The organism is Methylobacterium sp. 1A (assembly GCF_058072805.1).
Genome location: NZ_JBYQVE010000001.1, coordinates 414,963 through 439,013, shown reverse-complemented (window position 1 = coordinate 439,013; position 24,051 = coordinate 414,963). Strand labels below are relative to the sequence as shown.

Here is a 24,051-nt window from a genome sequence, read left to right as displayed (position 1 = left end):
CAGGAGGCATGTCCGCGCATGATCGTTCCGGCTGGGCCGTCTTCGGCATCGGCGACTTCCGCCTGTTCGGCTCGGCCCGGTTCCTCACGGGCCTCGCCTACCAGATGCAGGCGGTGGCGATCGGCTGGTACGTCTACGACCTGACCCATTCCGCCCTGGCGCTGGGCCTGGTGGGCCTCGCGGGCTTCCTGCCGGCGGTGCTGTGCGCGCTGATCACCGGCCACGTCGCCGACGCCTACGACCGGCGCCTCGTCGGCGCCGCCGCCTTCGCGCTCCAGAGCGCCGCGAGCCTCGGCCTCCTCGCCTGCGCCCTCGCGAGCGTGCACTCCGTCTGGCCGATATACGCCCTAGTCATCGTCGTCGGCACAGCCCGGGCCTTCGCCAACCCGGCCCTGCAGGCGCTGCTCCCGACCCTGGTGCCCGGGCCGCTTTTCGGCTCGGCGATCGCGTGGAACGCGTCCCTCTGGCAGAGCGCGTCGGTGATGGGGCCGGCGCTCGGCGGCTTCCTCTACGCCCTCGGACCCGCCGTCGTGTTCGGTGGCGCAGGGGGCAGCTTCGCCCTGGCCAGCGCCCTGACCCTGCTGATCCGCTACCGGCCGGCGGCGGTGAGCGAGCGGCCGCCGATCACCTGGGCGGCGCTCTCGGCCGGGATCGACTACATCCGCTCCCAGCCGGTGGTGCTCGGGGCGATCAGCCTCGACCTGTTCACGGTGCTGCTCGGCGGCGCCACGGCGCTGCTGCCGATCTACGCCGCGGAGGTCTTGCACGTCGGCCCGCTCGGCCTCGGCGCGCTCCGGAGCATGCCGGCCTTCGGGGCTGTCGCCATGGCGGTGCTGCTGGCGAACTACCCCCTGCGGCGCCACGCGGGCGTTCGCATGCTCCGCGCCGCCGCGGTGTTCGGGGCCGCCACGGTCGCGTTCGGGCTGTCGACGTCGCTGCCGCTATCGATGGCCTGCCTGTTCGTCACGGGCGCCGCCGACATGATCTCGGTCTACGTGCGCCAGACCTTCGTGCAGGGCGAGACGCCGGACGCGATGCGCGGCCGCGTCTCGGCGGTGAACACGGTGTTCATCGGCGCCTCGAACGAGCTCGGCGAGTTCGAATCGGGGCTGCTCGCCGCCGCGATCGGCGCGGTCCCGGCGGTGGTGGTCGGCGGGGCCGCGACGGTCGGGGTCGCGCTGCTCTGGGGCAGGCTCTTCCCGGCGTTGAAGGCGCGCGACCGGCTGATGGTGCAGGGCTAGCGCGCCGTCGCGCGGCTCGGGACGCGACGCGTCCCGGATGACGGCCGTGGCGATCGTGGCCCCGCGAGCCGGCGCCGCACGAAACGCGGGTCCCCTCTCCCGTGTGGGGGAGGGGTAAGGCGCAGCTCTCTCGATTGGAGCCGCCGTCCTGCCGAACCGTTCCACCAGAATCGGGAACGGCCCCGGAGCCCGCCTCGTGAGCCGGGCTCCGCGACGGGCTCCGCGACGGGCTCAGCGGCCCGACAGCAGCGGCGACCAGGTCGGGTCGGACGCGTAGGCGGGCGTCGGGACCGGCTGCTCCACCTTGCCGGTGATGTCGACCATGAACAGCTTGCCGCCGCCCTGGCCGCCCGGATCGCGGAAGAACAGCACGTACTGGCCGTTCGGCGCGAAGGTCGGGCCCTCGTTGTGGAAGCCCTCGGTGAGCACGCGCTCGCCCGAGCCGTCGGGCTTCGAGACGCAGATGGCGAAGCCGCCGTTGCGCTGGCGGGTGTAGGCGATCAGGTCGCCTCGGGGCGAGAAGGCCGGCTGCGAGGCCGAGCCGGGGCCGAAGGTGATCCGGTGCGGGTTCGAGCCGTCCGCCCCCATCACGTAGACCTGCTGGGAGCCGCCGCGGTCGGACTCGAAGGCGATCTGCGACCCGTCCGGCGAGTAGGTCGGCGAGGTGTCGATCGCCATGCCGTTGGTGATCGAGCGCTGGGCCTTCGAGGCGAGGTCCATCGTGACGATGTCGGCGTTGCCGCCCTGCTGGACGCTCATCACGATCTTGCGGCCGTCCGGCGAGAAGCGCGGGCTCGCGCTCATCGAATCGACGTTGCCGAGCGCCTGGCGGGAGCCGGTCTCCAGGTTGATCATCTGCACCCGCGGCTGGTGGCCGGTGGCCTGGGCCATGAAGGCGATGTCCTGCGTGGCCGGCGAGTAGCGCGGGGCCACGATCGACATCTCGCCGGTGGTGATCGCCCGGACATTGGCGCCGTCCTGGTCCATGACCATCAGGCGCTTGCGGCGGTTCTCCTTGGGGCCGGTCTCGTCCACGAAGGCGATGCGGCTGTCGAACCAGGGCCCGAGGCCGGTGATCTTGGTGTAGACCCCGTCGGCGATCAGGTGGCCGGTGCGCCGGACGTTGGCGGCGTCGGTGCCGTATTGCTGGCCGGTCATCTGCTGGCCGTTGGTCACGTCCCAGAGCCGGAACTCGACCTTGACCCGGCCGCCCTCGCGGACGACCCGGCCGGTGACGAGGCCCTGCACGCCGGTGGCGCGCCACTTCTCGAAGTTCGGCGCGGCGTCGAAGTTCGGCTGCTCGGGGAAGCGGGCGTGGTCGAGCGGCGTGAAGTAGCCGGAGCGGCGCAGGTCGTTGGTGACCACGCCGGAGACGAGGCCCGCGAGGCTCGGGTCGCCGCCGAAATCCGCGATGGCGATGGGCATCGGCTGGAAGTTGCCGCCGCCGATGCGCAGCTGCAGCTGCGCCTGGGCCGGCCCCGCCAGGAGGCCCGTCAGCATCACGAGGAGCGCGAGCAGGCGCGCGGCATAGGACGTCGGGAGGCGCCCGACGGAGGGGAGGTGCAGCATGGTGGGTCGGATCCGAGTGACGATCAGACGGGAACGCGGGGACGGCGGGACACTGGCTGGAAGACCTCAGGTCGCCGTGAACTCGAACTCCGCGTTGATAGCCTTCCAGTCGTTGTAGTACGGCGCATAGGTGGCCGGAATGTTGTACGGCGCGCAGCGGCGGACCGCCCGGAGCGCGGCCTGCGCGATCGACTGATCGACCGCGCTCGCCCCGCCGCGCATGATCCGCGGCTCCGTGCTGAGCGAGCCGTTCGGGTTCAGGCGGATGTCGAGCACCGGCAGGACCACGCCCTGGGCCGCGCCGGGGGGCGCCGAGTAGCACCGCTCGATCTGCTGCTGGAGCAGGCCGACCAGGGCGTCGCGCAGCGACGGCGAGAGGCGCTGCGCGTTGCCGGTCGCCGCGCCGAGCGCCGCCACCTTCTGCACCGCGTGGCCTGTGGCGCCGGTCGACTGCGACGGCGCCTTCGAGGCGAGCATCGAGCGGATGTCGCCGGCGTTGAACTTGTCGGCGAGTTCGGCCTGCTTGCGCGCCTTGGCCTCGGCATCGGCCTTGGCCTTCGCGTCCGCCATGGCCTTCGCCTTCGCCTTGGCGGCCGCCTCGGCTTTGGCGGCCGCCTCGGCCTTCGCGGCCTCGGCTTTCGCCTTGGCGGCGGCCTCCGCCTTCTCGCGCTCGGCTTCCGCCTTGGCCTCCGCGATCTCCTTCTGACGCTCGGCTTCGGCCTCGGCCTTGGCCTTCGCGTCGGCGGCCTTCTTGGCCGCTTCCTTGGCCGCTTCCTTGGCAGCTTCGGCCTTTTTCGCGGCGGCCTTCTGGGCGGCCGCCGCGGCCTCGGCTTCCTGCTTCTCGATCAGCTTCTCGAGCTGCTCGCGCTTCTCGGCCTCGGCCTTCGCGACCGCCTCGGCCTTGGCCTTCGCCTCGGCCTTGGCGGCGGCAGCCTTCTCCGCGGCGGCCTTCTCGGCCGCTTTCTCGGCCGCCTTGGCGGCAGCCTTCTCGGCGTCGCGCTTCTCCTGCGCCGCCTTCTCCGCCGCCTTGGCGGCCTGGGCCGCCTCCTGCGGATCGGGCTCGGCGCGCAGCGGCATCTCGTCCGCGTTGGCGAGCTTCATCTCGGCCGTGCGGGTCGGCGCGGTCGGCGCGTCCTGCTTGGAATTCTCGGGCTCGCGGTCCTCGAGCTTCTCGGCCTTGCGGTCGGCCCGCGAGGTGGCGTTCGGCATCGGCTTGTCGGCCTGACGCTCGCCCTTTGTGATCTCGGAGAACTGGTTCTCGGTGATCACCTCGACGGGCACGCCCTCCTGGGCCTCCGGCAGGGCCGGGGCCGCGACGCTGACCAGCGCCAGCGCGAGGAGCGCGACGTGGGTGCCGGCGGAGATCCAGACACCCGGTTCCTTGCGGTCGAAGCGGAACTCCACGGGACGGCCCTACTGATGCTCAGGCTCGGTGACGAGGGCGACCTTCTTGAAGCCGCCGCCGGTCACGATCGCCATCACCTGCGCCACGCGACCGTAATCGACCCGCTTGTCGCCGCGGACGAAGACGCGCTCCTCGGTCCCGGTCTTGGCGGTCTCCATCAGCTTCGGCACGATCGAGTCGTCGGTGAGCTCGTCCTCGCCGAGGAAGACCTGGCCGGTCTGGCGGATCGACAGAGTGATCGGCTTCACGTCGGAATTGAGCGGCGAGGCCTTGGATTGCGGCAGGTCGAGGGGCACGCCCACGGTCATCATCGGCGCCGCGACCATGAAGATGATCAGGAGCACGAGCACGACGTCGATGAACGGCGTCATGTTGATCTCGTTGATGGGTCCGCCGCGGCGGCCCCGGCGCCGGCGGCGCTTGCCGCCCTGCGATGCGCCCGCTGCCATGCCCATGGATCGGTCTCCTCTGGATCAGCCGGTTCAGGCGGCGAGCGGCAGCCGCTCGTCGATCTGGCGGGAGAGGATGGCGGAGAACTCGTCGGCGAAGCTCTCCAGCCGCGACTGCGCCTTGGAGACTTCGGCCTGGAGCTTGTTGTAGGCGAGCACCGCCGGGATCGCGGCGAACAGGCCGATGGCGGTGGCGAACAGCGCCTCGGCGATGCCGGGGGCGACGACCGCGAGCGAGGTGTTCTTCGAGGCCGCGATCGAGGTGAACGCGGTCATGATGCCCCAGACGGTGCCGAACAGGCCGATATACGGGCCGGCCGAGCCGATCGAGGCGAGGAACAGCAGGCGCGACTCGAGCCGCTCGACCTCGCGGTGGATGGTGACGTCGAGCTGCTTCTCGATGCGCTGCGACAGCGACTGGATCTGCCGGCCGGAGCCCTCGAACGAGCGCTTCCACTCACGCATGGCGGCGACGAAGACGGCGGCGAGGCCCGTGGCCGGCCGATCGTTGAACGAGCGGAACAGCTCCTCCAGGGAGCGGCCGGACCAGAACGCGTCCTCGAACGCGTCCATCTCGGCCTTGGTCCGGCGGAACAGCAGCGTCTTGTCGACGATGATCGACCAGCACCAGATCGAGGCGCTGAGCAGCCCGATCATCACGATCTTCACGACGAAGTGGGCCTGCAGGAACAGGCCGAGCAGCGTCATGTCGGCGACAGGCGCGGCCTGCATCGCGTCGGCTGGGTTCATCCGTCGAGGTCTCCTGCTCCGGATCGCGATGCGCCGGGCGAGGCCCGCGTCCGCCGGATCCGTGAGCGATATCAACGCTGTCGCCCGCGAATCTGTCGAAAGTAAGGGCCGTCGACGGCCCCCGCGCCCCGCCGTGGCATCGCCTCCGTTAAGGGCGCGGCAGGGTTAAGGATCGGTTTCGATCCGGGCGATCCTGAGGCATGTGCCGCCGTCCGACGGGCCGTCCGGGCTGGACCTGCCGAAAGCGCCTCCCGTATGGTCGCGGCCCACGGCGCCGAGTCGACAGCCCTGAGATACGCAGGACGCGCATGACCCTCCCCGTTCCCAGCCTGCCCGATCTGCTGCCCACCGGCCCGGCCCGGTTCCTGGGCTGGTCCATGATCGCCGACCCGATGCTGGCCGGCTTCCTGGCGCGCGCCGGCTTCGACGCCGTCCTGCTGGATCAGCAGCACGGCACTTACGACTACAAGACGTCGTGTGCGGCGATCACCGAGGTCGCCCTCGCCGGCAAATCGACCCTGGTGCGCGTGCCGGTGGGCGACTTCGCCATGGTCTCGCGGATGCTCGACGCGGGCGCCGCCGGCGTCGTGGCGCCGATGATCAACACCGTCGCGGATGCCGAGGCCCTGGCCGCGGCCGCGAAATTCCCGCCGGTTGGGCAGCGGAGCTGGGGACCGGATCGGGCCATGTGGCTCTCGGGGCTCCGGAACGGCGCGGACTACCTCGCGGGCGCCAACGATCGGGCGCTCACGATCGCCATGTGCGAGACCGAGGCGGGGATCGCCGACCTGGAGGCGATCCTCGCCGTGCCGGGCATCGACGGCGTCCTGGTCGGCCCTGCCGACCTGTCGATCGCCCTGTCCAAGGGGGCGGCCATCGACCCGCTGGGATCGGCGGTCACGGCGGCCCTCGGGGAGATCGCGCGCAAGACCCGGGCGGCGGGCAAGATTCCCTGCGCCTTCGCGCCGTCGCCGGCGCGCGCCCGGGAGATGGTCGGGATGGGCTACCAGCTGGTCTCGGTCGAGTACGACGCGCTGACCATCGTCAACGCCTTCGCGCGGGTGCTCTGCGAGGCCGACCCGGCGCGGGCCGGCTGAGGTCTAGGCGGCCTCGCCGGGCGCGAGCCGCCGCCGCAGCGCGTCCGGGAGGCGGACGGCGCGGCCGTCCCGCACGCAGGCGACCGTGACCTCCGCGGAGACCAGCACTTCGTCGCCCCGTCGGACATCCTGGGCGAGCTGCATCGACGCGCCGCGTAGGGCGCGCGTGCGGGTCACGACGGTGAGCAGGTCGTCCATCCGGGCCGGCCGGAGGAAATCGAGGCTCATGCGCCGCACCACGAAGACGAGGCCGCGTGCGTCGCGGTGCAGGTCCGACTGGTCGCCGGCGAGTTCCCGCAACAATTCGGTGCGGCCGCGCTCGAGGAAGCGCAGGTAGCTGGCGTGGTAGACGAAGCCGGAGAAGTCTGTGTCCTCGTAGTAGACGCGCACGCCCATCCGGTGGGGCGGGGCACCGTCCTCCGCGGGTCCGTCACTGGCGGGCTCGATCGCGCTCATGCGCCCCTTTAGCGACGGGCGGTGCGACGGCGCAACACGACGAGGGCCGCCCTGGGGCGGCCCTCGCGCAGATCACGCCATGCGCGGCGCTCAGCCGCCGATGCGGGCCGCGAGGCTCGCCGAGTGGGCGTGCTCGTCGGCGATGTAGGGCAGGGCCTCGGTGGCGAACTTGCGGCCCTGAGCGTTGTCGCCCTGCTTGGCGTAGGCGTCGTAGAGCGCCAGGGTGCGGGCGTCCGAGCGGGCCTGCTGGTCGATGTAGGTCCGGTCGAAGGCCCGGCCGTTCGGGGCCGCCTGGAGCTGCGCCAGACGCGCTTGGCCGCGCTCGCCGAGGGCCACGCGGCGGCCCGGCTCGGCCGGGCTGTTGTCGACGATGCCGACCGCGCCGAGGGCGCCGCCGACGATGCCGGTGCCGATGTTGGCGGCCACCGTCACCGGCGCGAGCACCAGGCCGACCGGGTTGCTCAGGTCGGTGCGGATGCCCTGGTTGTCGGAGACCACCGAGCCGTTGCGGGTGAGGGAGGTGTTCGGCGGCAGCAGCGCGTCGGTGGTCGCCTTGCGCTCGACGAGGACGCGGTTGGCGTAGTTGCGGACCCGGGGGTTGCGCGACCGCTGGAGGGCGATCCGGCTCGCCTCGATGCTGGCGGCGTCCGAACGCAGCGCCTCGGCCCGGAAGGCGGGCGTCTCGGTCGCGGCGGCGCCGACGCCGTCCTGATTGGCGAAGGGCAGCACGCGGATCGGCAGGGCGTCCTGCGCGAAGGCGGGCGCCGAGATGGCGGCGACGGACAGGCCGAGCACGGCGAGCGTGAGTTTCTTCATGGCGGAAGTTTATCCCTGACGTTGTTCTTGAGATCGCGAAGATCTGCCGCGATCGGAGGGCAGGACCCTGATCGGGACAGCCTTGCCGGCGCCGAGCGGACCCGGCGCGGTCGCCTCCCCAACTGTCGCGTTTCGGCGCTGTTCCACGCGATCCGGCAGTTTTTACACTTACGTGATCGACGAGATCCCCGCCTAAGCTTGGCAATATTGTTCCGAGACGATCGACAAAATGGCTGTTACGGCAGCGACTTGCCGAGATCGCGACGCGGAACTCACCCGTCTGCCGCGCGCAGCATCGCGCGATCCGTGCATGTGCCCGGTGAAATGCTGGTCCGAATGCAATGCATGGAGACGCGTTGACCGGTCCTCAGGGCTCTCCGTCACCGAAGAAGCCGAACTGCCCGGGCGTCTCGCGCTTCGGTTCCGGCATCTGCATGTGCCGGTAGGCGTGTCGGGTGAGGACGCGTCCGCGGGGTGTGCGCTGCACGAAGCCGCGCTGGATCAGGTAGGGCTCGATGATGTCCTCGATCGCGTCCCGCGGCTCCGACAGCGCCGCCCCGATTGTCTCGATGCCCACCGGCCCGCCCCCGAACGAGCGCGCGATCAGGCTCAGGTACTTGCGGTCCATCACGTCGAGACCCGCCCCGTCCACGTCCAAGAGCTGCAGCGCTCGGTCGGCGATCGCCCGCGTCACCGTCTCGGCCTCCGCCACCACCGCGAAGTCCCGCACCCGCCGCAAGAGCCGCCCCGCGATCCGCGGCGTGCCCCGCGCCCGACGGGCGATCTCGTTGGCGCCCTCCGCCGACATCCCTAAGCCCAGCACCCGCGCGCCGCGCGCCACGATCTGCTCCAGCTCGTCGATCTCGTAGAACTCCAGCCGGATCGGGATGCCGAACCGGTCGCGCAGCGGCGTCGTCAGCAGCCCCGCCCGCGTCGTGGCGCCGACCAGCGTGAACTTCGGCAGCTCGATCTTGACCGAGCGCGCCGCCGGGCCCTCGCCGATGATCAGGTCGAGCTGGTAATCCTCCATGGCCGGGTAGAGGATCTCCTCGACCGCCGGGTTGAGCCGGTGGATCTCGTCGATGAACAGGACGTCGCGCTCCTCCAGGTTGGTGAGCTGGGCGGCCAGGTCGCCGGCCTTGGCGATCACCGGCCCGGAGGTCGAGCGGAAGTTCACGCCGAGCTCGCGCGCCACGATCTGAGCGAGCGTGGTCTTGCCCAGGCCCGGCGGCCCGACGAACAGCACGTGGTCGAGCGCCTGCCCGGTCTTCCTCGCCGCCTCGATGAACACCTGCATGTTCGCCCGCGCCGCGCGCTGACCGATGAACTCGGACAGGCTCAGGGGGCGGATCGTCTGATCGACGTCCTCGGTGCGCTTCTCCGGTGTCAGGAGCGCGTTGGTCGGAGGCTTCGACTTGCTCATGAACCCTGCTTCGTGGACCGTGCCGCGGCCCGCGATGGGCGGTCTCGCAGGACGGCTGGGCACCGGCGCGTCCGGTTTTGTTCTTCCTTACCCGTGAAAGCCGGGAAGTCTAAGCGCCGCGGCCGGGCAAGGTGGCCAAGTGTCGTGGCCAAGTGTCGTGGCCAAGTGTCGTGGCCAAGTGTCGTGGCCAAGTGTCGTGGCCGGGCGTCAGCCCGTGTGGCGCCACCGGCGATGTGAGCGAGCGCACGGGCCGTCGCGATCGACGCAACCGGGATGCAACCGAACCGCCGGCCCGCGCATTCCTGGACCAAACCTCCAAGCATGGCCGCAGGGCGCTTCTCCCCGATGAAACTCCGTACGATCGCTGCCGCCGCAGCCGGCACCGTCATGCTCGCCGTTCCGCTCGCGGCCCAGGCCGCTAACGGCCCGGCCGAGACCAAGGTCGCCGAGGCCAACCCGCAGGTTCATCCCGTCTCGGCGGAGCGGGAGGACGACGTCACATGCAGCCGGGCGCGCCGCCGTCTGTGGATCGAGGGCGAGGGCTGGGTGGTCCGGCGGATCACCACCTGCCGCTGACCGGTGCGCACCCGGGGGCCGATCGGCTGGGCATGACGGGACCGTTACGCACTCTGCGCGACTGGAGACGCGGAACGGCCGGTGATCCGGTCTGTTGGCCCCGCACCCGGCGCGCACCGCGCCCGCCGACACCCCTCGGAGCCGGACCCATGGCCAACCGGACGATCGTGACCCTGCTCGCTCTGGCGGCGGCGGCGCCCGCGTCGGCGCAGACCTTCCGGAGCACCGATCCCTACGCTCCGGTCGCCTACGCGCCCGGTTACGCCGCCGATCCGGGCTTTGCCGGCGAGTTCGTGCGGGGCACCTATATCGGCGCCCCGCTGACCCGCGTGCCGCGCCCGACCCAGATCGTGCCCACGCCCTGGAGCTACGGCACCTACGGCGTCCCGACGGTGACCGGCATCCAGGCCGCTCCGGCGGCCGAGCCGACCCTGACGGTGATCAACGCCGCCCCCTACGGCCGCCGCGGCGCGCGCGCCGTCGAGGCCGACCCGGTCGCGGGGGCCCGGGTCATCGCGGTTCAGGTTCCCCGTCGCTGAGCGCCGCGAACCACGCCGCGTAGGGCGTGTTGCGGACGAGGTGCCGGTTGAGGTCGGGCGCGCCGTCCGTCCACCAGACCGGCCCGCGCTCGCCGAGTCCGACCTTCGCCGCATCGACCTCGGCCCTGGCGGCGGCGAGCGCCTCCGCGGCGCCCGTCTCGCCCGCGCGCTCGGCCCGCTTGGCCTCCTTCACGCCCCGGCGCGCCGCCATCAGGCGCTGCACCAGCGCGGCCCGACAGGTTTCCGACAGGTCGGGATTCGCGCGGCGCCACAGACGCGCCCGGACAACGATATAGCGCCGATCCGGAGTGGTAATGGCCACGCTCATACCGGGGTTCAGCTCCGTTGGGGGGCGGTTAAGCCTTCCAGCTTACACCGCGGATATCGGGTGCGGGTCACGCCATGCAGATCGTCATCGTCGACTCGAGCCGCGTCGTGCTGCAGATCATCGCGTCCCTGATCGAGCCGCGCGGCCACGCGGTGCACCCGTTCACGGATTCGGAGCGGGCGCTGGAGTTCCTGGCGGCGACGCCCGCGGTCCGGGTCCTCATCACCAGCCTGGAGGTGCGGCCGCTCTGCGGGCTCGAGCTCTGCTGGTCGGCCCGGCTCCTCGCCGAATCCCGCGGGCCGCTGCACGTCATCACCATGTCGTCGGCCCGCAACGTCCGCAGCTTGGCCGAGGCCCTCGACAGCGGCGCCGACGACTTCATCGAGAAGCCGCCGAGCGCCGAGGAGCTGAACGCGCGCCTGCGCGCGGCCGAGCGCCTGACCACCATGCAGGAGGAGCTGATCCGCCTCGCCGAGACGGACCCGCTGACCGGCTCCTACAACCGGCGTGCCTTCTTCAAGCGCGCGCGGGCCGCCGCGGCGCGAGACCCGAGGCCCGGCGCCGTCTCGGCGATCCTCCTCGACATCGATCACTTCAAGCGCATCAACGACGAGCACGGGCACGATGTCGGCGACGTGGCGATCAAGGCCGTGGCCGAGCTGATCGCCGGTGCCGGGATCGCGGGACGCCTCGGCGGCGAGGAATTCGCGGTCATCCTGCCCGGCCGCGGGCTCGCGGAGGCCGTGGCGCAGGCCGAGCGCCTGCGCGCCGACGTCCAGGCCCTGCGGATCCGCGGGGCGCGGGGTCCGATCGCGCTGAGCTGCAGCTTCGGCGTCAGCACGTGGCGCGACGGCGACAGCGTCGAGGCCTTGGTCAAGCGGGCCGATGTCGCGCTCTACGCGGCGAAGGGCGGCGGCCGGAACCGGGTGGTGCCCGATCAGAGCGAGGGTATCCGCGCCGTCGCGGGCTGAACCGGACCGCCCGTCCCGGATTGGCACAGTCCGTCGAGCGGTGTCCCACCGTCGTCCCAGATCGGCGCATTGATTCGCCGAGTATCCGTTTCTGGGGAGCGATTCGGCCAATATAAAGCTTAATATTCGCGAGTTGTTGCTGGAACGGATCTTGGAACTTCGCCTTCGATCCCGGCCGCCTGTATCAAGCCGGGAGAGAGAGGTGCGAGGTCATGAGTACGGCCGTTGGCGTCCTGATCCTGGATGAGCCGGAGGACCTGAGCGCGACGGTTCGCGCCACCCTCGAGCACATGCCCGAATTCCACACCATCGGCGAGGCCGATCTCGACCGCGCCGACGCCGGCAGCAGCGTCGCCCTGGTCTTCCTCGACGAGATCCGGCTGGCCGACGGGATCGCCCGCATCGTCGCCCTGAAGGAGCGCCAGCCGGCGCTGCGCACGCTGGTCGCCTTCGGCGCGCTGACGGCGGACGACCTCCGCGCCCTGCTGGCGGCGGGCGCCGACGCCTTCGTGGCGCGCTCCAAGTCGCCGCGGGACCTCGGCGCGGCGCTGCTGGCGCTGGCGGAGGGCTCGGACGTGCTGGTCCCGCCGGAGCAGCCGGTGGCGATGCCGCCGGAGGCGGGCGAGAGCCTCGGGCTGACGCCCCGCGAGGCCGAGGTGCTGCGCTTCCTGAGTTCCGGGTTCAGCAACAAGGAGGTCGCGCGGCGGCTGGCGCTCAGCGTGCGCACGGTGGAGACCCACCGGCTCAACCTGCGGCGCAAGACCCAGACCGGCCGGCTCAAGGACCTGGTCTCGCTGGCCCGCCAGCTCGGCCTGGCCCCCGTGGTCGATTCCAGCGATCAGGTTCGGCGCGGCACCGACAACCGGTCCTCGGGCAACGACAACCAGTCCCGGCACTGAGAGGGGGATCGGGCGGTCTCGGCGAGACCGCCCCCCTAAGCGGCCGCGGCCGCCTTCCGGGCACCGGACGCGCGCTTGGCTGCCGTCCCGCTCTTGGACCGCTCTGGCGTCTTCGCCCCGCGTTTCCGCGCGCCCGCCGGCTTGACCCGACCTCCGGCCTTGACGGCGTCCTCGGCGGCGGAGAGGCGCGCCTGCAGGAGGCCCAGCACCGCCGCCTCCTCGGGCCGCAGGCTCGACAGGTCCTCGCTCAGCTCCGATTCGACCGCGTCCTTCACCTGCAGGAGCAGGCCGCCCTCCAGGTAGCAGTCGAGGATCTGCGGGTGGATGTAGCACTTGCGGCAGATCGTCGGCGTGTTGCCGAGGCGGCCCGCGACGTTCTCGATGGCCGCGCGGATGTTGCGCTTGGCTCCGGCCTCGCTGTCGAAGCTCTCGAACTCCCGCAGCGCCAGCGCCGCCAGCACCGTGCCGGCCCAGGTCCGGAAATCCTTGGCGGTGAAGTCCTCGCCGGTGATCTCGCGCAGGTACGCGTTCACGTCCGAGGAGGTGACGTCGCGCTGGGTGCCGTCCGGGTCGAGATATTGGAACAGCTCCTGGCCCGGCAGGTCCTGGCAGGCCTTGACGATCCGGGCGACCCGCCGGTCCTTCAGCGACACGTCCCAGGTCTTGCCGCTCTTGCCCTTGAAGCGGAACGACAGGGCCGAACCCTCGATCCGGACATGGGGATCGCGCAGGGTCGTGAGGCCGTAGCTCTTGTTGGTCCGCGCGTAGTCGTCGTTGCCGACGCGGATCAGCGTGGTCTCCAGCAGGTGGACGACGGTGGCCAGCACCTTGTCGCGGGGCAGGCCCGGCCGCCTCATGTCGGCGTCGACGCGCCGGCGGATCCCGGGCAGCGCGTCCGCGAAGGCCATGATCCGCGAGAACTTGTTGGCCTCCCGCGCCTGCCGGAAGTCCGGGTGGTAGCGGTACTGCTTGCGCCCCTTCGCATCGCGGCCGGTCGCCTGGATGTGGCCGTTCCGGCGCGGGCAGATCCAGACGTCCGTGTAGGCCGGCGGGATCGCGAGGCCGCGGATGCGGGCCAGCACCCCCTTGTCGCGCACCGGCGCACCCTTCGCGTCGCAGTAGCGGAAGCCGGTCCCGCTCCGGCGGCGGGTCAGCCCGGGCCGGCCGTCATCGACGTAGACGAGCCCGGCCTCCTCGGCCGCGGCGCGGAGGTCTCCGCCGCTCTCCGCCGTCTCGACGCACGCCATGAACAGCCCCTCCCATCGACGCCGCCGGGCTGCCTCGCCCGGCGAGAAGGCCTTGGACAACCGGCGGCACGGGATCGCCGTTCCGGGCCTGCACATCCGTCGCAGGACGGGCCCCGCCGCCGTGCTAGAGGGGACGGATGCAGTCCGATGCCGAACCCGGGAACCTGCCCGTTCCGATGCGCCGCCTGGTCTTCGTGGTGACCGAGGACTGGTTCTTCGCCTCGCATTTCCTGCCGATGGCCCGCGCCGCCGTCGGCATGGGTCTCTCGGTCGCGGTGGTGACGCGGGTCCGCCTGCACCGGGCCGCCATCGAGGCGACCGGCGCGCAGGTCGTCAATCTGGAGGCCGAGCGGGCGAGCCTCAACCCGATGGCCGCGGGCTACGCGGCCGGGCAGCTCGCGGCGATCCTCAAGGCGCTGAAGGCCGACATCGTCCACTGCATCGCCCTGCGCGGCATCCTGGTCGGCGGCACGGCCGCCGCCATGGCGGGCATCCCGTCCCGCGTCTTCGCCCTGACCGGCCTCGGGCTCGTCGGCGCCCGGAGCGACCGCCTCGGCCGGGCGGCGCGCCTCGCCCTGCGGGCGCTGATCCGGGGGCCGCTGGCCTCGTCGCGGACGCGCTTCCTCTTCGAGAACCCCGACGACGCCCTGGCCCTGGGCCTGGACCCGCTCGACCGGTCGGTGACCGTGGTGGGCGGCGCCGGCGTCGATCCCGCGATCCTCGTCCCGCAGCCGCTGCCGCCGATGCCGCCGCTGCGGGTGGCCGTCGTCGCCCGGATGCTGTGGTCGAAGGGGATCGACGTCGCCGTCGAGGCCGTCCGCCTCGCCCGGAGCCAGGGCGCGCCGGTGGAGCTGGCGCTGTACGGCGCGCCGGACCCGTCGAACCGGCGGGCGATCGGCGCCGATACCCTGCGCGCCTGGAGCCGCGACGGCATCGTCTGGCACGGGCCGACGACCGACGTCGCGGGGGTCTGGGCCGGCCACCACGTCGCCTGCCTGCCCTCGCGCGGCGGGGAGGGCCTGCCGCGGACGCTGCTGGAGGCCGCCGCCTGCGGCCGGGCGCTGGTCGCGTCCGACGTCCCGGGCTGCCGCAGCCTCGTGCGCGACGGCGTCGAGGGCCTGCTCGTTCCCCCGGACGACGCGCCGGCTCTGGCCGCCGCCCTGGCGCGCCTGAGCGGCGATGCCGGTCTCGTCGCCGGCCTGGGCGCGGCCGCGCGGGCGCGGATCGAGACCGGGGGCTTCACCGAGACGGCGGTGACCGACCAAGTCCGCGCCGTGTGGCGCGACCTGCTGGAGGCCTGACCGTGCGCGCACCGGACGATCCCGCCGGCTTCATCCGCGCCAACACCCGCCTGCTGCCCGTCCCCCACGCGCCCGAGATCCGCCTGCACGTCGCCGACGAGGCGACCGATCTCTGGCAGCGGACCGAGGAGGAGTTGCAGGCGATCGGGCTGCCGCCGCCGTTCTGGGCGTTCGCCTGGGCGGGCGGCCAGGCGCTCGCCCGCTACGTCCTCGACAACCCGGACGTCGCGGACGGCGCGCGCGCGGTGGATTTCGCCTCGGGGTCCGGCCTCGTCGCGATCGCGGCGGCCCGCGCCGGGGCGCGCCACGTCGTCGCCAGCGACCTCGACCCCTTCGCCGTCGCGGCGATCGGGCTGAACGCCGCGGCCAACGGCGTCGGCGACCGCGTCGCCGCGATCGCCGACGATCTCCTCGCCACGGATCCCCGGGCCAATCTCGTCTTGGCGGCCGACGTGTTCTACGAGCGCGACCTCGCCGAGGCCGTGACCGCCTGGCTCGTTCGCCTGCAGGCGCGCGGCGTCACCGTGCTGATCGGCGATCCGGGCCGCACCTACCTTCCGCGGGACCGCCTCGACTGCCTCGCGACCTACGAGGTTCCGGTCTCGCGCGCGCTGGAGGATTCCGAGATCAAGCGCAGCCACGTCTGGCGGCTCCGCGGATGACGGATCCGCCGAGACGGTCCCGCCGGACCGCCGCCCGCGCGGCCGCGCCGAGGCTTTATCCGGCGCGGGAATGCGTTACCGTCGAATCGACCCGCGTCGCGTGCCGCGCATGCGCCAGGGTATTCGGAGTCCCGGATCAGGGCGTGCTGCGGCGGAAGGTTTCGTGGTGAGTGTCGAGTCGAGTGTGAAGCCCAGCCGTGCCCGCGTCGTCGCCTTCTCGGGCAGCGCCAAGCGACCCTCGCGCACCCGCATCCTGGTCGAGGCCCTCGGCGCCGAACTCGGTCGCCTGCGCGGGATCGACCTCACCGTGTACGACCTGATGGATGCCGGCCCGGGCCTCGGCGCGACGCAGCGGGACGATCTCTCGGCGCCCGCCGCGCGCCTCGTCGAGGCGATCGAGGCGGCGGACGCGCTGATCGTCGGGACGCCTGTCTACCAGGGCGGCTATGCCGGGCTGTTCAAACACGTCTTCGACTTCGTCGATCCGGCCCGGATGATCGGCATGCCGGTGGCGCTGACCGCGACGGGCGGTGGCCTGCGCCACGCCCTGGTGGTCGAGCACGGGCTCCGACCCCTGTTCGGCTTCTTCGCGGCCCACGTCGCGCCGACCTCGGTCTATGCCGGGTCGGACGACCTGGTGGACGGCCGCATCGTCGACGAGACCGTGGCGATCCGGCTGCGCGCCGCGGCCGCGGAACTCGCCGCCCTGCTCGACGTGTCGCGGACGACCGCGACCGGCGTATCCGTCTGACGGGAGACTATTCCGGCCGGAGGCGAGCCCTAGATCGAAGCGGGACCACGCTCATCCGCGAGGGATCATGTCAGGCTCTCCGCTCACGGCCGGCAAGGCGCCGACCGCGCTGCCCGCCACCTACGTCACGGCGTCCGGACTGCCGCGCTACCATCCGGTCTCGCAGGCGCTGCACTGGCTGAACGCCGCCCTGGTCCTGGCCGTGCTGCCGCTCGCCTGGGTCGCGATCAGCCTGCCGCCGACGCCCGCCAAGGGCAGCATGTTCGTGCTGCACAAGTCGGTCGGCCTGACGATCCTCGCGATCGTGGTCGTGCGGATCCTCTGGCGGATGATCCGGCCCGCGCCGCCGGACCCGCAGGCGCCGCGGCTGCTGACGCTGATCGGGCGCGTCAACCACTTCCTGCTCTACGCGATCTTCCTGATCATGCCGATCAGCGGCTACCTGCTGAGCGCGCTGTCCGGGCGGGACACGCCGTACTTCTGGCTGTTCACGATCCCGGGACTGCCGAAGGACGACGCGACGCAGAAGATCTTCGAGTCGATCCACGTGTTCGGCCAGTGGCTCGTCTACGCCCTGGTCCTGCTGCACGTCGCCGGCACGGCGTGGCACTTGGTGATCCGCCGCGACGGTCTGCTGGAGCGGATGCTGCCGGTCCAGGACGGGCGCGGCTCGTCGCGCTGACGCGCCCGTCATTGAGCGCGCGGCCGTCGTCGCGCGGTGCGCTCAATCGACGCGGCGCAGGACGAAGGTGGTGCCGACCTCGGGATCGCGCCGCCACCGGCCGTCGCCGCTCGGCACGAGGTCGATGCTGTGGCCCCGCTTGGCGGTCAGCGTCATCCGGCCCTTCGCGTAGCGCCAGCGCACCGGATCGAACACCTCCAGGCCGCTGTCGTGGCAGCCGGGGACGATGCGCACGTCGCCGCCGACCCCGTCGAGGTTGATCCGGCAGGTATCACGCTGCTGGAAGCGGTCGAGGGCGTAGAGGCCCGGCGCCGGCCCCGCCGAGGCGGTCGCGGCCGAAGCGGTCGCCGGCGGCTGCAGCTCGGCCGGCACCGGGGCCGCGGTCTGGAGCGGGGAGGGGGCCGGGCTCGCCGGATCCGTCGGCGCGGTCTCGGGCGCGGCGGCCGCGTCGGCCGGCCGCATCGCGACGATGTCGAGGGGAACGAGACTGTAGCGCTCGCCGCCCTCGGCCTGGGCGACGAGGCTGCGCTGGTCCGGCCGCTTGGCGAAATCGAGGACCGGGCGGACGTTGCGGTCGACGAGGCGGACGGCCCCGTCGACGAAGAGCCAGCCGGCGACGCTGTTCAGGACCGGCAGGGCCCGTCGGCATCCGGCCGGGAAGCGCAGCCGCTGCCCCGCCTCGCCGCTGTCGAGCACCAGCGTCATGACGCAGCGGCGGTTGGTGCCGTCCCGCGACAGGTCCCAGGTTCCCGGCACCTGCCCGAGCTTCTCGGGGAGGCTCGGCGGCGCGGTCGGAGCCGGGGGCGCCGCGAGCGTCTCCGCGGCCGGAGGAGGGGACGGCGGTGCGGCCTCGTCTATGGCGGCGGGCACGTCCTGGGCGGCGGCCGGTCGGACGATCGCGGCGGCCGCGATCAGCGCCGATGCGGCCAGCAGGGCGGCCCGAGCCTGTCTCACGCGGTCGGTCTCCAGGGTGTCTCGGCGACGGGCGTCAGCGGACCCCGTCCCTCGAACCACGAGACGACGTTGTCGACGACGAGCTGGGCCATCGCCGCGCGGGTGTGCTCGGAGGCCGACCCGACATGCGGCAGCAGCACCGTGTTGTCGAGGGCGGCGAGATCCGCGGGCACGTGCGGCTCGTTCTCGAAGACGTCGAGGCCGGCGCCGAGGATCGTGCCCGCCTTCAGCGCCGCGGTCAGCGCCGCCTCGTCGACCAGGGTGCCCCGGGCGACGTTGATCAGGATGCCCTCGGGACCGAGCGCCTCCAGCACGGCCGCGTCCACGAGGTTGCGCGTGTCGGCGCCGCCGGGCGCCACCACGATCAGGATGTGGACCGCGCGGGCGAGGCCGATCAACGTATCGTGATACGTGTAGGGTATGTCGGCCTGCCGGCTGCGGCCGTGATAGTCGATCGCGACGCCGAAGCTCTCCAGGCGGTGGGCGATCGCCCGCCCGATCCGGCCGAGACCGAGGATGCCGACCCGCCGCCCGCGCAGCGATGCCGTGAGCGGGAAGGGCGCCTTGGGCCAGTGGCCGTCCCGCAGGTAGCGGTCGGCCTGGGGGATCCGCCGCAGGGTGGCGAGGGTGAGGCCGAGGGCGAGGTCGGCGACCTCGTCGGTGAGGACGTCCGGCGTGTTGGTGACGACGATCCCGCGCCGCTGCGCCCCGGCGGCGTCGACGGCGTCGTAGCCCACGCCGAAATTCGCGATCAGCTCGAGGTTCGGCAGCCGGTCCATCAGCGCCCCGTCCACCCCGCCACCGACGCAGAGCGCCCGGATCCTCGGGCCGATCTCGGCGAGCAGGGCCTCCGGGTTCGCGGCCTCCGCCAGCCGGTGGACCCCGTACCGCCCCGCGAAGGCCTTCTCCACCAGCGGGTGCATCTTCCGGAGCAACAGGATCTCGACCGGGGCCTCAGCCATCGTTCACTCCCACGTTCGGCCGCGCGTCGGTGTCGGCCGCCTCCCCCGTCCCGGCATAGAGCCTGTGCGGGGTGGGGCGCCAGCGCGCAGGAGCGGCCGGCGGTGACAACCGCGCGGATCAGCCGGGCGGCCGTTCGGCCGGCACAGGGCTCGCCTCTTTCGAAAACCGCGCGCGATGCCTACTAAGGACCACGCATCATCGCGAGAGTTCTGCACCGACCCCAATCGCCGAAGACGAAGACCGATGACCAGCCCGCGCACCCTCTACGACAAGATCTGGGACGACCACGTCGTCGATGTCCAGCCGGACGGCTCCAGCCTCCTCTACATCGACCGGCACCTCGTCCACGAAGTGACGAGCCCGCAGGCCTTCGAGGGTCTTCGCGTGGCCGGCCGCAAGGTGCGCCATCCGGAGAAGACGCTGGCCGTCGTGGACCACAACGTCCAGACCTCGGACCGCTCGCAGGGCATCGAGGATCCCGAGAGCCGCACGCAGCTCGAGGCGCTCGCCGAGAACGTGCGAGACTTCGGCATCGAGTTCTACGACGCCCTCGACCGGCGCCAGGGCATCGTCCACATCATCGGCCCCGAGCAGGGCTTCACGCTGCCCGGCCAGACGATCGTGTGCGGCGATTCGCACACCTCGACGCACGGCGCCTTCGGCGCGCTGGCCCACGGCATCGGCACCTCGGAGGTCGAGCACGTGCTCGCCACCCAGACCCTGGTGCAGCGCAAGGCCCGGAACATGCGCGTCTCCGTCGATGGCACGCTGCCGCCCGGCGTGACCGCGAAGGACATCATCCTGGCGATCATCGGCGAGATCGGTACTGCCGGCGGCACCGGCCACGTCATCGAGTATGCCGGCGAGGCGATCCGCGCGCTCTCGATGGAGGGCCGGATGACGATCTGCAACATGTCGATCGAGGGCGGTGCCCGCGCCGGCATGGTCGCCCCCGACGCGACGACCTTCGCCTACGTGAAGGACCGCCCGAAGGCGCCGAAGGGCGCGGCCTTCGACGCGGCCCGCCGCTACTGGGAGAGCCTCGTCACCGACGCCGGCGCGCATTTCGACCGCGAGGTGCGTCTCGACGCGGCCAACCTGCCGCCGATCGTCAGCTGGGGCACGAGCCCCGAGGACGTGATCTCGATCCAGGGCCGCGTGCCGGACCCGTCCGAGATCGCCGACGAGAACAAGCGGCAGTCGAAGGAGAAGGCGCTCGCCTACATGGGCCTGACGCCGGGCACCCGGATCACCGACATCACCCTGGACCGGATCTTCATCGGCTCCTGCACCAACGGCCGCATCGAGGATCTGCGCGAGGTCGCGCGGGTCGTCGGCGACCGGAAGGTGCACGAGGGCGTCTCGGCGATGATCGTGCCGGGCTCCGGCCTCGTGAAGGCGCAGGCCGAGGCCGAGGGTCTCGACAAGATCCTGAAGGCGGCGGGCTTCGACTGGCGCGAGCCGGGCTGCTCGATGTGTCTCGGCATGAACCCGGACAAGCTGCGTCCGGGCGAGCGCTGCGCCTCGACGTCGAACCGCAACTTCGAGGGCCGCCAGGGTCCCCGCGGACGCACGCACCTCGTCTCTCCGGCCATGGCGGCGGCCGCGGCGGTCACCGGACACTTCGTCGACATCCGGGAGTGGCCGCAGGGCTGAAATCGCGATTGACGCCGGCGGCTCCGTTGCCTAAACGGAGCCGTCGCCGGCCGATGGCCGACGGCGAGCCCAGGTGGCGGAATTGGTAGACGCGCTGGTTTCAGGTACCAGTCTCGCGAGAGGTGAAGGTTCGAGTCCTTTCCTGGGCACCAAATGCCTGACAGCAGCCCGCCAACGCAATGGCGGGCTTTGTTGTTTCTGGGGTGCGGGATCTGCGGACCGAGGATGCGGGCGCCCGTCCCGCCTCTCGGGCCGTCAAAGCCCGACCCACTGTCCGCGTATCGGTCGCCCCGTCCGACCGACCGGCCCCGGCGCTGTGCCGCCGTTTCCTCGGCTGTGGCGAGCCATGCGATCACGGAGCGGCGAGGAGGCACGGCCGTAGGAGTGGTCGTCCGGGCCTCAGGGGGCACCGTTCGAACTGGAGACCGGAACCGCGCTGCCATCCCGCGCGTAGACGAGGTCTCGACATTCCCCCAGCGAGATCACCTCGAACCGCCCGGCTCCGGCCGCGGCGGTTTTTTCGTGCCCCACGCTGCGACAGCGCCGTGCTCGCGGCGGCGTGACGTCCCTCCGGGGATCCACGCAAACTCGCCGGCACGGCCGCGCCGGCTTCTCCCGATCACGCTGCGGTGACGCGCCGGTAGCTCGCCGCGAAAGCCTGGGCTTCCTCGTGCGTCAGATCGGTGACCACCAGCCCCGGCGCGTAGACCGTCCAGCGGCCGTCGTTGTCCTCCGATATACGGATCTCGACCACCGCGGACCTCCTCGATTGCGAGTGGAAGCTCACCGCTACTCTCGCGAATTGTTGTGGGGGCGCAATACCTCTTAAGGTGCTGGGGTTTCCTCCGGCACGGAGACGCGGCGGCATCCGCGGGAGCCCATTTCCCGGCAGGGGCACGCCCCGCGTGACCGCTACAGCCAGCGCTCGTCGAGATCCGTGGCGTTCCTGTCCGCGACGGGCTGCGTCTCGTCACCCTCAGCGAACACCACCACGTCGTCCGGTCCGACGTCGCGGGTCGCGTAGAAATCCCAGCGCCGGTGGATCACGCGCGGGCCGCCGAAGATCCGGTAGGCGTTCCAGTACCGGTCGTCCCGGAAGCCGACATAGTGGACGCAGCGGGTCGCCATCGGCTCACCGGAGGCGGGCCATCAGCCGGGCTAGGCGCGGTCGCAGCGGCAGCGACAGCCGGTAGGCCAGCTCGGCGACCGGCAGAATCGGCCGGACACCGAGGACGCGCAGGTCGACCAGGCAGCCGAGCCAGCGCCAGCCGGGCAGGGTACGCCAGAGGCGCGCGAACGCGGCGGCTCCGGAGATCAGCTGCCCGTCCGCGGTCCGGACATGGAAGCGGCGCAGGGCCCGAGCTCGGTCGAGATCCGCGCCGAGCGCCAGCTCGGGCGCCCCGGAGCCGACATCGACGAAGGCGAGCCGGTCCGCGCCGGCGCACCGGCGATACTGGTCGATCTCGGCCCGGCACAGTGGGCAGCCGCCGTCGTAGTAGACGCTGAGCCGCCCGTCGGAGCGATCCTCGGCCATGGCCGCGCCGGTGCTCAGGGGCTCAGTTCGCGGGCGGGCTCAGGACGAGCTTGCCCTTGAAGGGCGCGTCGGCGTTGCGCGTGCTGGTGCAGGCGTACTCCTCCTGCCCGGCCTTCATCGTCCGCAGGCGCAGCGTGCCCTTGCCGTTCTGCTTGACCGTGTAGCCCTTCTCGCTGGCGACATGCACGAGGTCTCCGTCGGCGTGCAGCACGAGGCCGTTCTCGAACTGCCCGGGCGCGGTGATCGTCACCGGCGCGTCGGCGCTGCTCACGATCTTCAGTGCGACGTTGGTGTCGGCCGGAAGCTTGAGCTCGGCCGGGTCGCAGACCGGCTTGCCGTCCTTCAGGCTGATCGTCAGCTCCACGGGCGGCATCGCGTCTGTGGCGGGCGGCGGCAGGGGCTTGCCCTGAGCCAGGGCCGGCCCTGCGACCAGGACAGCGGAGAGAGCCAGGAGCGTCGCCGATCCGCGCGCGAGTGTCAGCATGTGGGTTCAGTCCCGATTGGAGGGGCAGCGCGCTCCGCCGAGCACACCGCCGGGAAAGGCGGCTCGGTCCGCGACGTTCCCGGGCGCAACGCCGCACCCGGGCGGATGCGAGCGATCCCGGTCGCGGCAGGAAGTTGCCCGCGCTCGCGGCCGCGGGCCCGGAAGCCGGGCCAGCCGGCATATCCCGGGCGCGTCGCGCGGTATAAGGACCCGCTTCGGTTTTCGGCGAGGTCGATTCGCGTGCGGTCCGGTACAAGGCTCTCCGAACGCTGGTTCACGCTGGCGCTCTGGCTCGTCGCGCTGGTCTTCGCGTGGTTCCTGATCGGGCTCGGCTCGCTGGTCGTCGGCGATCTGCCGCAGGTTGAGCACCGCTACACTCTCGACCAGTTCCTCGACACCGACCAGGGCACGGCGTCGGCCGAGGCCCTCAAGCAGATCCGCCGGGAGCAGGACGACAACCGCCGGACGGTCGAGCAGGACCAGCTCGCCCTCGAGGCTGCGCAGGCCGCCTCCGAGGGCGCGCGCGAGACCTTCGCCAACTGGCTGAAGACCCGCGACGCCACGCAGCGGGTCGACCAGGATCCCGGGCTCATCGCGCGCACGCAGCAGCTCGACGCGCTGAAGGCCGCCGAGCGCACCATCGAGGAGCGGCTCGCGGCCCTGGCGCGGACGGGGCTCGACCTGTCGGAGCGCGAGGCGGCGCAGCTGCGCGTGGACACCGATCTGCGGGCCGCCGCGCAGACGCGCCTCGACGCGGCCGAGCGCGGCCAGGAGCTGCGCGTCTTCGGCTATCGCCTCGCCCTGACCCTGCCGCTGCTGGCCCTCGCCGGATGGCTCCTGCTCAAGCGCCGCCGCACCCGCAACTGGCCCTTCGTGTGGGGCTTCGCCTTCGCGGCGGCCTTCGCGTTCTTCGTCGAACTCGTGCCCTACATGCCGAGCTACGGCGGCTACGTGCAGTACGGCGTCGGCGTGATCGTCACCCTGGTCGCGGGCCGGGCGGCGATCAACGCGCTGCACGCCTACCGCGCCCGCCAGGCCGTGGTGGAGGCGCGCCCGGACGCCGAGCGGCGGATCGAGATCGCCACCGATCAGGCCCTGGCGCGCCTCGCCAAGAAGGCGTGCCCGGGCTGCGAGCGGCCGATCGCCCTCGACGACGCGAGCACGAATTTCTGCCCCCATTGCGGGCTCGGCATCTTCGCGCACTGCCCGTCCTGCGCGCAGCGCAAGAGCACCTTCGAGCGCTTCTGCCGGGCCTGTGGCACCCGGAGCCCGGATCTCGCGAGCGAGGCGCCCTGAGG

27 protein-coding genes and 1 tRNA gene are annotated in these 24,051 nt (G+C 72.1%); 13 read left to right on the top strand and 15 right to left on the bottom strand.

Annotated elements, in window-relative coordinates; all coding sequences use genetic code 11:
• Positions 1-8 precede the first annotated feature (8 nt).
• Positions 9-1,241: an MFS transporter gene (locus ACX9MN_RS02115; protein WP_489723625.1), complete on the top strand. Its 1,233-nt coding sequence runs from the start codon at positions 9-11 to the stop codon at positions 1,239-1,241.
• Positions 1,242-1,472: 231 nt separating this feature from the next.
• Here ACX9MN_RS02115 and tolB read toward each other — a convergent pair whose 3' ends face one another.
• From tolB to tolQ, 4 genes are all read right to left on the bottom strand, one after another.
• Positions 1,473-2,810: a Tol-Pal system beta propeller repeat protein TolB gene (gene tolB / locus ACX9MN_RS02110; RefSeq protein ID WP_091976958.1), complete on the bottom strand. Its 1,338-nt coding sequence runs from the start codon at positions 2,808-2,810 to the stop codon at positions 1,473-1,475.
• A gap of 66 nt (positions 2,811-2,876) precedes the next feature.
• Complete coding sequence (gene tolA, locus ACX9MN_RS02105) at positions 2,877-4,214, bottom strand: cell envelope integrity protein TolA (protein ID WP_489723624.1); 1,338 nt, start codon at positions 4,212-4,214, stop codon at positions 2,877-2,879.
• Between the two features lie 9 nt (positions 4,215-4,223).
• Positions 4,224-4,670 (bottom strand): ExbD/TolR family protein, encoded by a 447-nt coding sequence (locus ACX9MN_RS02100; protein ID WP_020093363.1) that lies wholly within the window; start codon positions 4,668-4,670, stop codon positions 4,224-4,226.
• Between the two features lie 27 nt (positions 4,671-4,697).
• Entirely contained in the window at positions 4,698-5,414 is a 717-nt protein-coding gene (gene tolQ, locus ACX9MN_RS02095) for a protein TolQ (protein ID WP_012317751.1), read from the bottom strand.
• A gap of 308 nt (positions 5,415-5,722) precedes the next feature.
• Between tolQ and ACX9MN_RS02090 the strand changes: the two genes are divergently transcribed.
• Complete coding sequence (locus ACX9MN_RS02090) at positions 5,723-6,511, top strand: HpcH/HpaI aldolase family protein (RefSeq protein ID WP_020093362.1); 789 nt, start codon at positions 5,723-5,725, stop codon at positions 6,509-6,511.
• Between the two features lie 3 nt (positions 6,512-6,514).
• On the opposite strand, the gene ybgC is transcribed toward ACX9MN_RS02090, so the two are convergent.
• From ybgC to ruvB, 3 genes are all read right to left on the bottom strand, one after another.
• Positions 6,515-6,967, bottom strand: coding sequence for a tol-pal system-associated acyl-CoA thioesterase (ybgC, locus tag ACX9MN_RS02085; protein ID WP_042669272.1), 453 nt, complete (start codon positions 6,965-6,967; stop codon positions 6,515-6,517).
• Between the two features lie 90 nt (positions 6,968-7,057).
• Positions 7,058-7,783, bottom strand: coding sequence for a DUF4142 domain-containing protein (locus tag ACX9MN_RS02080; protein WP_042669273.1), 726 nt, complete (start codon positions 7,781-7,783; stop codon positions 7,058-7,060).
• A gap of 367 nt (positions 7,784-8,150) precedes the next feature.
• The gene (ruvB, locus tag ACX9MN_RS02075; protein ID WP_042669274.1) at positions 8,151-9,206 is read right to left on the bottom strand and encodes a Holliday junction branch migration DNA helicase RuvB; all 1,056 of its coding nucleotides are present in this window, start codon (positions 9,204-9,206) and stop codon (positions 8,151-8,153) included.
• 345 nt (positions 9,207-9,551) lie between these two features.
• Here ruvB and ACX9MN_RS02070 point away from each other — a divergent pair, with 345 nt between their 5' ends.
• The gene (locus ACX9MN_RS02070; RefSeq protein WP_026605348.1) at positions 9,552-9,782 is read left to right on the top strand and encodes a hypothetical protein; all 231 of its coding nucleotides are present in this window, start codon (positions 9,552-9,554) and stop codon (positions 9,780-9,782) included.
• Between the two features lie 149 nt (positions 9,783-9,931).
• Complete coding sequence (locus ACX9MN_RS02065; RefSeq protein WP_489723623.1) at positions 9,932-10,321, top strand: hypothetical protein; 390 nt, start codon at positions 9,932-9,934, stop codon at positions 10,319-10,321.
• Here ACX9MN_RS02065 and ACX9MN_RS02060 read toward each other — a convergent pair.
• On the bottom strand, positions 10,293-10,649 hold the full coding sequence (locus ACX9MN_RS02060; protein WP_489723622.1) for a hypothetical protein: 357 nt from the start codon (positions 10,647-10,649) through the stop codon (positions 10,293-10,295). The two genes, ACX9MN_RS02065 and ACX9MN_RS02060, sit on opposite strands and share 29 nt — an antisense overlap.
• 74 nt (positions 10,650-10,723) lie before the next feature.
• Between ACX9MN_RS02060 and ACX9MN_RS02055 the strand changes: the two genes are divergently transcribed.
• Together ACX9MN_RS02055 and ACX9MN_RS02050 are read left to right on the top strand one after the other, a co-directional pair.
• Positions 10,724-11,620: a GGDEF domain-containing protein gene (locus ACX9MN_RS02055; RefSeq protein WP_489723621.1), complete on the top strand. Its 897-nt coding sequence runs from the start codon at positions 10,724-10,726 to the stop codon at positions 11,618-11,620.
• Positions 11,621-11,832: 212 nt separating this feature from the next.
• Positions 11,833-12,519, top strand: a complete 687-nt coding sequence (locus ACX9MN_RS02050; RefSeq protein ID WP_020095849.1) for a LuxR C-terminal-related transcriptional regulator — start codon at positions 11,833-11,835, stop codon at positions 12,517-12,519.
• Positions 12,520-12,554: 35 nt separating this feature from the next.
• Here ACX9MN_RS02050 and ACX9MN_RS02045 read toward each other — a convergent pair whose 3' ends face one another.
• Positions 12,555-13,766 (bottom strand): DNA topoisomerase IB, encoded by a 1,212-nt coding sequence (locus tag ACX9MN_RS02045; protein WP_489723620.1) that lies wholly within the window; start codon positions 13,764-13,766, stop codon positions 12,555-12,557.
• A gap of 137 nt (positions 13,767-13,903) precedes the next feature.
• On the opposite strand from ACX9MN_RS02045, the gene ACX9MN_RS02040 reads away from it, so the two are divergent.
• From ACX9MN_RS02040 to ACX9MN_RS02025, 4 genes are all read left to right on the top strand, one after another.
• Entirely contained in the window at positions 13,904-15,067 is a 1,164-nt protein-coding gene (locus tag ACX9MN_RS02040; protein WP_056525341.1) for a glycosyltransferase, read from the top strand.
• Between the two features lie 2 nt (positions 15,068-15,069).
• Positions 15,070-15,729, top strand: a complete 660-nt coding sequence (locus ACX9MN_RS02035; protein WP_489723619.1) for a class I SAM-dependent methyltransferase — start codon at positions 15,070-15,072, stop codon at positions 15,727-15,729.
• A 184-nt stretch (positions 15,730-15,913) separates the two neighbouring features.
• The gene (locus ACX9MN_RS02030) at positions 15,914-16,480 is read left to right on the top strand and encodes an NAD(P)H-dependent oxidoreductase (protein WP_489723618.1); all 567 of its coding nucleotides are present in this window, start codon (positions 15,914-15,916) and stop codon (positions 16,478-16,480) included.
• Between the two features lie 67 nt (positions 16,481-16,547).
• Complete coding sequence (locus ACX9MN_RS02025) at positions 16,548-17,162, top strand: cytochrome b (RefSeq protein WP_091679862.1); 615 nt, start codon at positions 16,548-16,550, stop codon at positions 17,160-17,162.
• Positions 17,163-17,204: 42 nt separating this feature from the next.
• On the opposite strand, the gene ACX9MN_RS02020 is transcribed toward ACX9MN_RS02025, so the two are convergent.
• Complete coding sequence (locus tag ACX9MN_RS02020) at positions 17,205-18,116, bottom strand: AprI/Inh family metalloprotease inhibitor (protein WP_489723617.1); 912 nt, start codon at positions 18,114-18,116, stop codon at positions 17,205-17,207.
• Positions 18,113-19,078, bottom strand: a complete 966-nt coding sequence (locus ACX9MN_RS02015) for a 2-hydroxyacid dehydrogenase (protein WP_447683647.1) — start codon at positions 19,076-19,078, stop codon at positions 18,113-18,115. Before ACX9MN_RS02015 ends, ACX9MN_RS02020 begins: the two co-directional genes overlap by 4 nt.
• 244 nt (positions 19,079-19,322) lie before the next feature.
• Between ACX9MN_RS02015 and leuC the strand changes: the two genes are divergently transcribed.
• Both leuC and ACX9MN_RS02005 read left to right on the top strand, forming a co-directional pair.
• Positions 19,323-20,735, top strand: coding sequence for a 3-isopropylmalate dehydratase large subunit (gene leuC / locus ACX9MN_RS02010; RefSeq protein ID WP_042673866.1), 1,413 nt, complete (start codon positions 19,323-19,325; stop codon positions 20,733-20,735).
• A 67-nt stretch (positions 20,736-20,802) separates the two neighbouring features.
• Positions 20,803-20,887, top strand: a tRNA-Leu gene (locus ACX9MN_RS02005).
• Between the two features lie 467 nt (positions 20,888-21,354).
• Here ACX9MN_RS02005 and ACX9MN_RS02000 read toward each other — a convergent pair.
• The 4 genes from ACX9MN_RS02000 to ACX9MN_RS01985 all read right to left on the bottom strand — a co-directional run bounded on the left by ACX9MN_RS02000 (position 21,355) and on the right by ACX9MN_RS01985 (position 22,753).
• On the bottom strand, positions 21,355-21,489 hold the full coding sequence (locus tag ACX9MN_RS02000) for a hypothetical protein (protein WP_267965754.1): 135 nt from the start codon (positions 21,487-21,489) through the stop codon (positions 21,355-21,357).
• Positions 21,490-21,647: 158 nt separating this feature from the next.
• A complete protein-coding gene (locus ACX9MN_RS01995; protein WP_012317770.1) occupies positions 21,648-21,863 on the bottom strand; it encodes a hypothetical protein in 216 nt (71 codons plus the stop codon).
• Positions 21,864-21,867: 4 nt separating this feature from the next.
• A complete protein-coding gene (locus ACX9MN_RS01990) occupies positions 21,868-22,269 on the bottom strand; it encodes a thiol-disulfide oxidoreductase DCC family protein (RefSeq protein WP_489723616.1) in 402 nt (133 codons plus the stop codon).
• A 22-nt stretch (positions 22,270-22,291) separates the two neighbouring features.
• Complete coding sequence (locus tag ACX9MN_RS01985) at positions 22,292-22,753, bottom strand: cupredoxin domain-containing protein (protein ID WP_489723615.1); 462 nt, start codon at positions 22,751-22,753, stop codon at positions 22,292-22,294.
• Between the two features lie 240 nt (positions 22,754-22,993).
• Between ACX9MN_RS01985 and ACX9MN_RS01980 the strand changes: the two genes are divergently transcribed.
• Positions 22,994-24,049, top strand: a complete 1,056-nt coding sequence (locus tag ACX9MN_RS01980; RefSeq protein ID WP_489723614.1) for a serine endopeptidase — start codon at positions 22,994-22,996, stop codon at positions 24,047-24,049.
• The last annotated feature ends 2 nt before the right edge of the window (positions 24,050-24,051 follow it).

Excerpts from the sequence above, each read along its gene's own strand:
- ACX9MN_RS02080 (WP_042669273.1), bottom strand. The coding sequence starts at position 7,783 with ATGAAGAAACTCACGCTCGCCGTGCTCGGCCTGTCCGTCGCCGCCATC.
- ACX9MN_RS02040 (WP_056525341.1), top strand. The coding sequence starts at position 13,904 with ATGCAGTCCGATGCCGAACCCGGGAACCTGCCCGTTCCGATGCGCCGC.
- ACX9MN_RS02055 (WP_489723621.1), top strand. The coding sequence starts at position 10,724 with ATGCAGATCGTCATCGTCGACTCGAGCCGCGTCGTGCTGCAGATCATC.
- ACX9MN_RS01995 (WP_012317770.1), bottom strand. The coding sequence starts at position 21,863 with ATGGCGACCCGCTGCGTCCACTATGTCGGCTTCCGGGACGACCGGTAC.
- ACX9MN_RS02065 (WP_489723623.1), top strand. The coding sequence starts at position 9,932 with ATGGCCAACCGGACGATCGTGACCCTGCTCGCTCTGGCGGCGGCGGCG.
- ACX9MN_RS02045 (WP_489723620.1), bottom strand. The coding sequence starts at position 13,766 with ATGGCGTGCGTCGAGACGGCGGAGAGCGGCGGAGACCTCCGCGCCGCG.
- ACX9MN_RS01990 (WP_489723616.1), bottom strand. The coding sequence starts at position 22,269 with ATGGCCGAGGATCGCTCCGACGGGCGGCTCAGCGTCTACTACGACGGC.
- tolB (WP_091976958.1), bottom strand. The coding sequence starts at position 2,810 with ATGCTGCACCTCCCCTCCGTCGGGCGCCTCCCGACGTCCTATGCCGCG.
- ACX9MN_RS02060 (WP_489723622.1), bottom strand. The coding sequence starts at position 10,649 with ATGAGCGTGGCCATTACCACTCCGGATCGGCGCTATATCGTTGTCCGG.
- ACX9MN_RS01985 (WP_489723615.1), bottom strand. The coding sequence starts at position 22,753 with ATGCTGACACTCGCGCGCGGATCGGCGACGCTCCTGGCTCTCTCCGCT.
- ACX9MN_RS02015 (WP_447683647.1), bottom strand. The coding sequence starts at position 19,078 with ATGGCTGAGGCCCCGGTCGAGATCCTGTTGCTCCGGAAGATGCACCCG.
- ruvB (WP_042669274.1), bottom strand. The coding sequence starts at position 9,206 with ATGAGCAAGTCGAAGCCTCCGACCAACGCGCTCCTGACACCGGAGAAG.
- ACX9MN_RS02090 (WP_020093362.1), top strand. The coding sequence starts at position 5,723 with ATGACCCTCCCCGTTCCCAGCCTGCCCGATCTGCTGCCCACCGGCCCG.
- tolQ (WP_012317751.1), bottom strand. The coding sequence starts at position 5,414 with ATGAACCCAGCCGACGCGATGCAGGCCGCGCCTGTCGCCGACATGACG.
- ACX9MN_RS02050 (WP_020095849.1), top strand. The coding sequence starts at position 11,833 with ATGAGTACGGCCGTTGGCGTCCTGATCCTGGATGAGCCGGAGGACCTG.
- ACX9MN_RS02025 (WP_091679862.1), top strand. The coding sequence starts at position 16,548 with ATGTCAGGCTCTCCGCTCACGGCCGGCAAGGCGCCGACCGCGCTGCCC.
- leuC (WP_042673866.1), top strand. The coding sequence starts at position 19,323 with ATGACCAGCCCGCGCACCCTCTACGACAAGATCTGGGACGACCACGTC.
- ACX9MN_RS02115 (WP_489723625.1), top strand. The coding sequence starts at position 9 with ATGTCCGCGCATGATCGTTCCGGCTGGGCCGTCTTCGGCATCGGCGAC.
- ybgC (WP_042669272.1), bottom strand. The coding sequence starts at position 6,967 with ATGAGCGCGATCGAGCCCGCCAGTGACGGACCCGCGGAGGACGGTGCC.
- ACX9MN_RS02070 (WP_026605348.1), top strand. The coding sequence starts at position 9,552 with ATGAAACTCCGTACGATCGCTGCCGCCGCAGCCGGCACCGTCATGCTC.
- ACX9MN_RS02100 (WP_020093363.1), bottom strand. The coding sequence starts at position 4,670 with ATGGGCATGGCAGCGGGCGCATCGCAGGGCGGCAAGCGCCGCCGGCGC.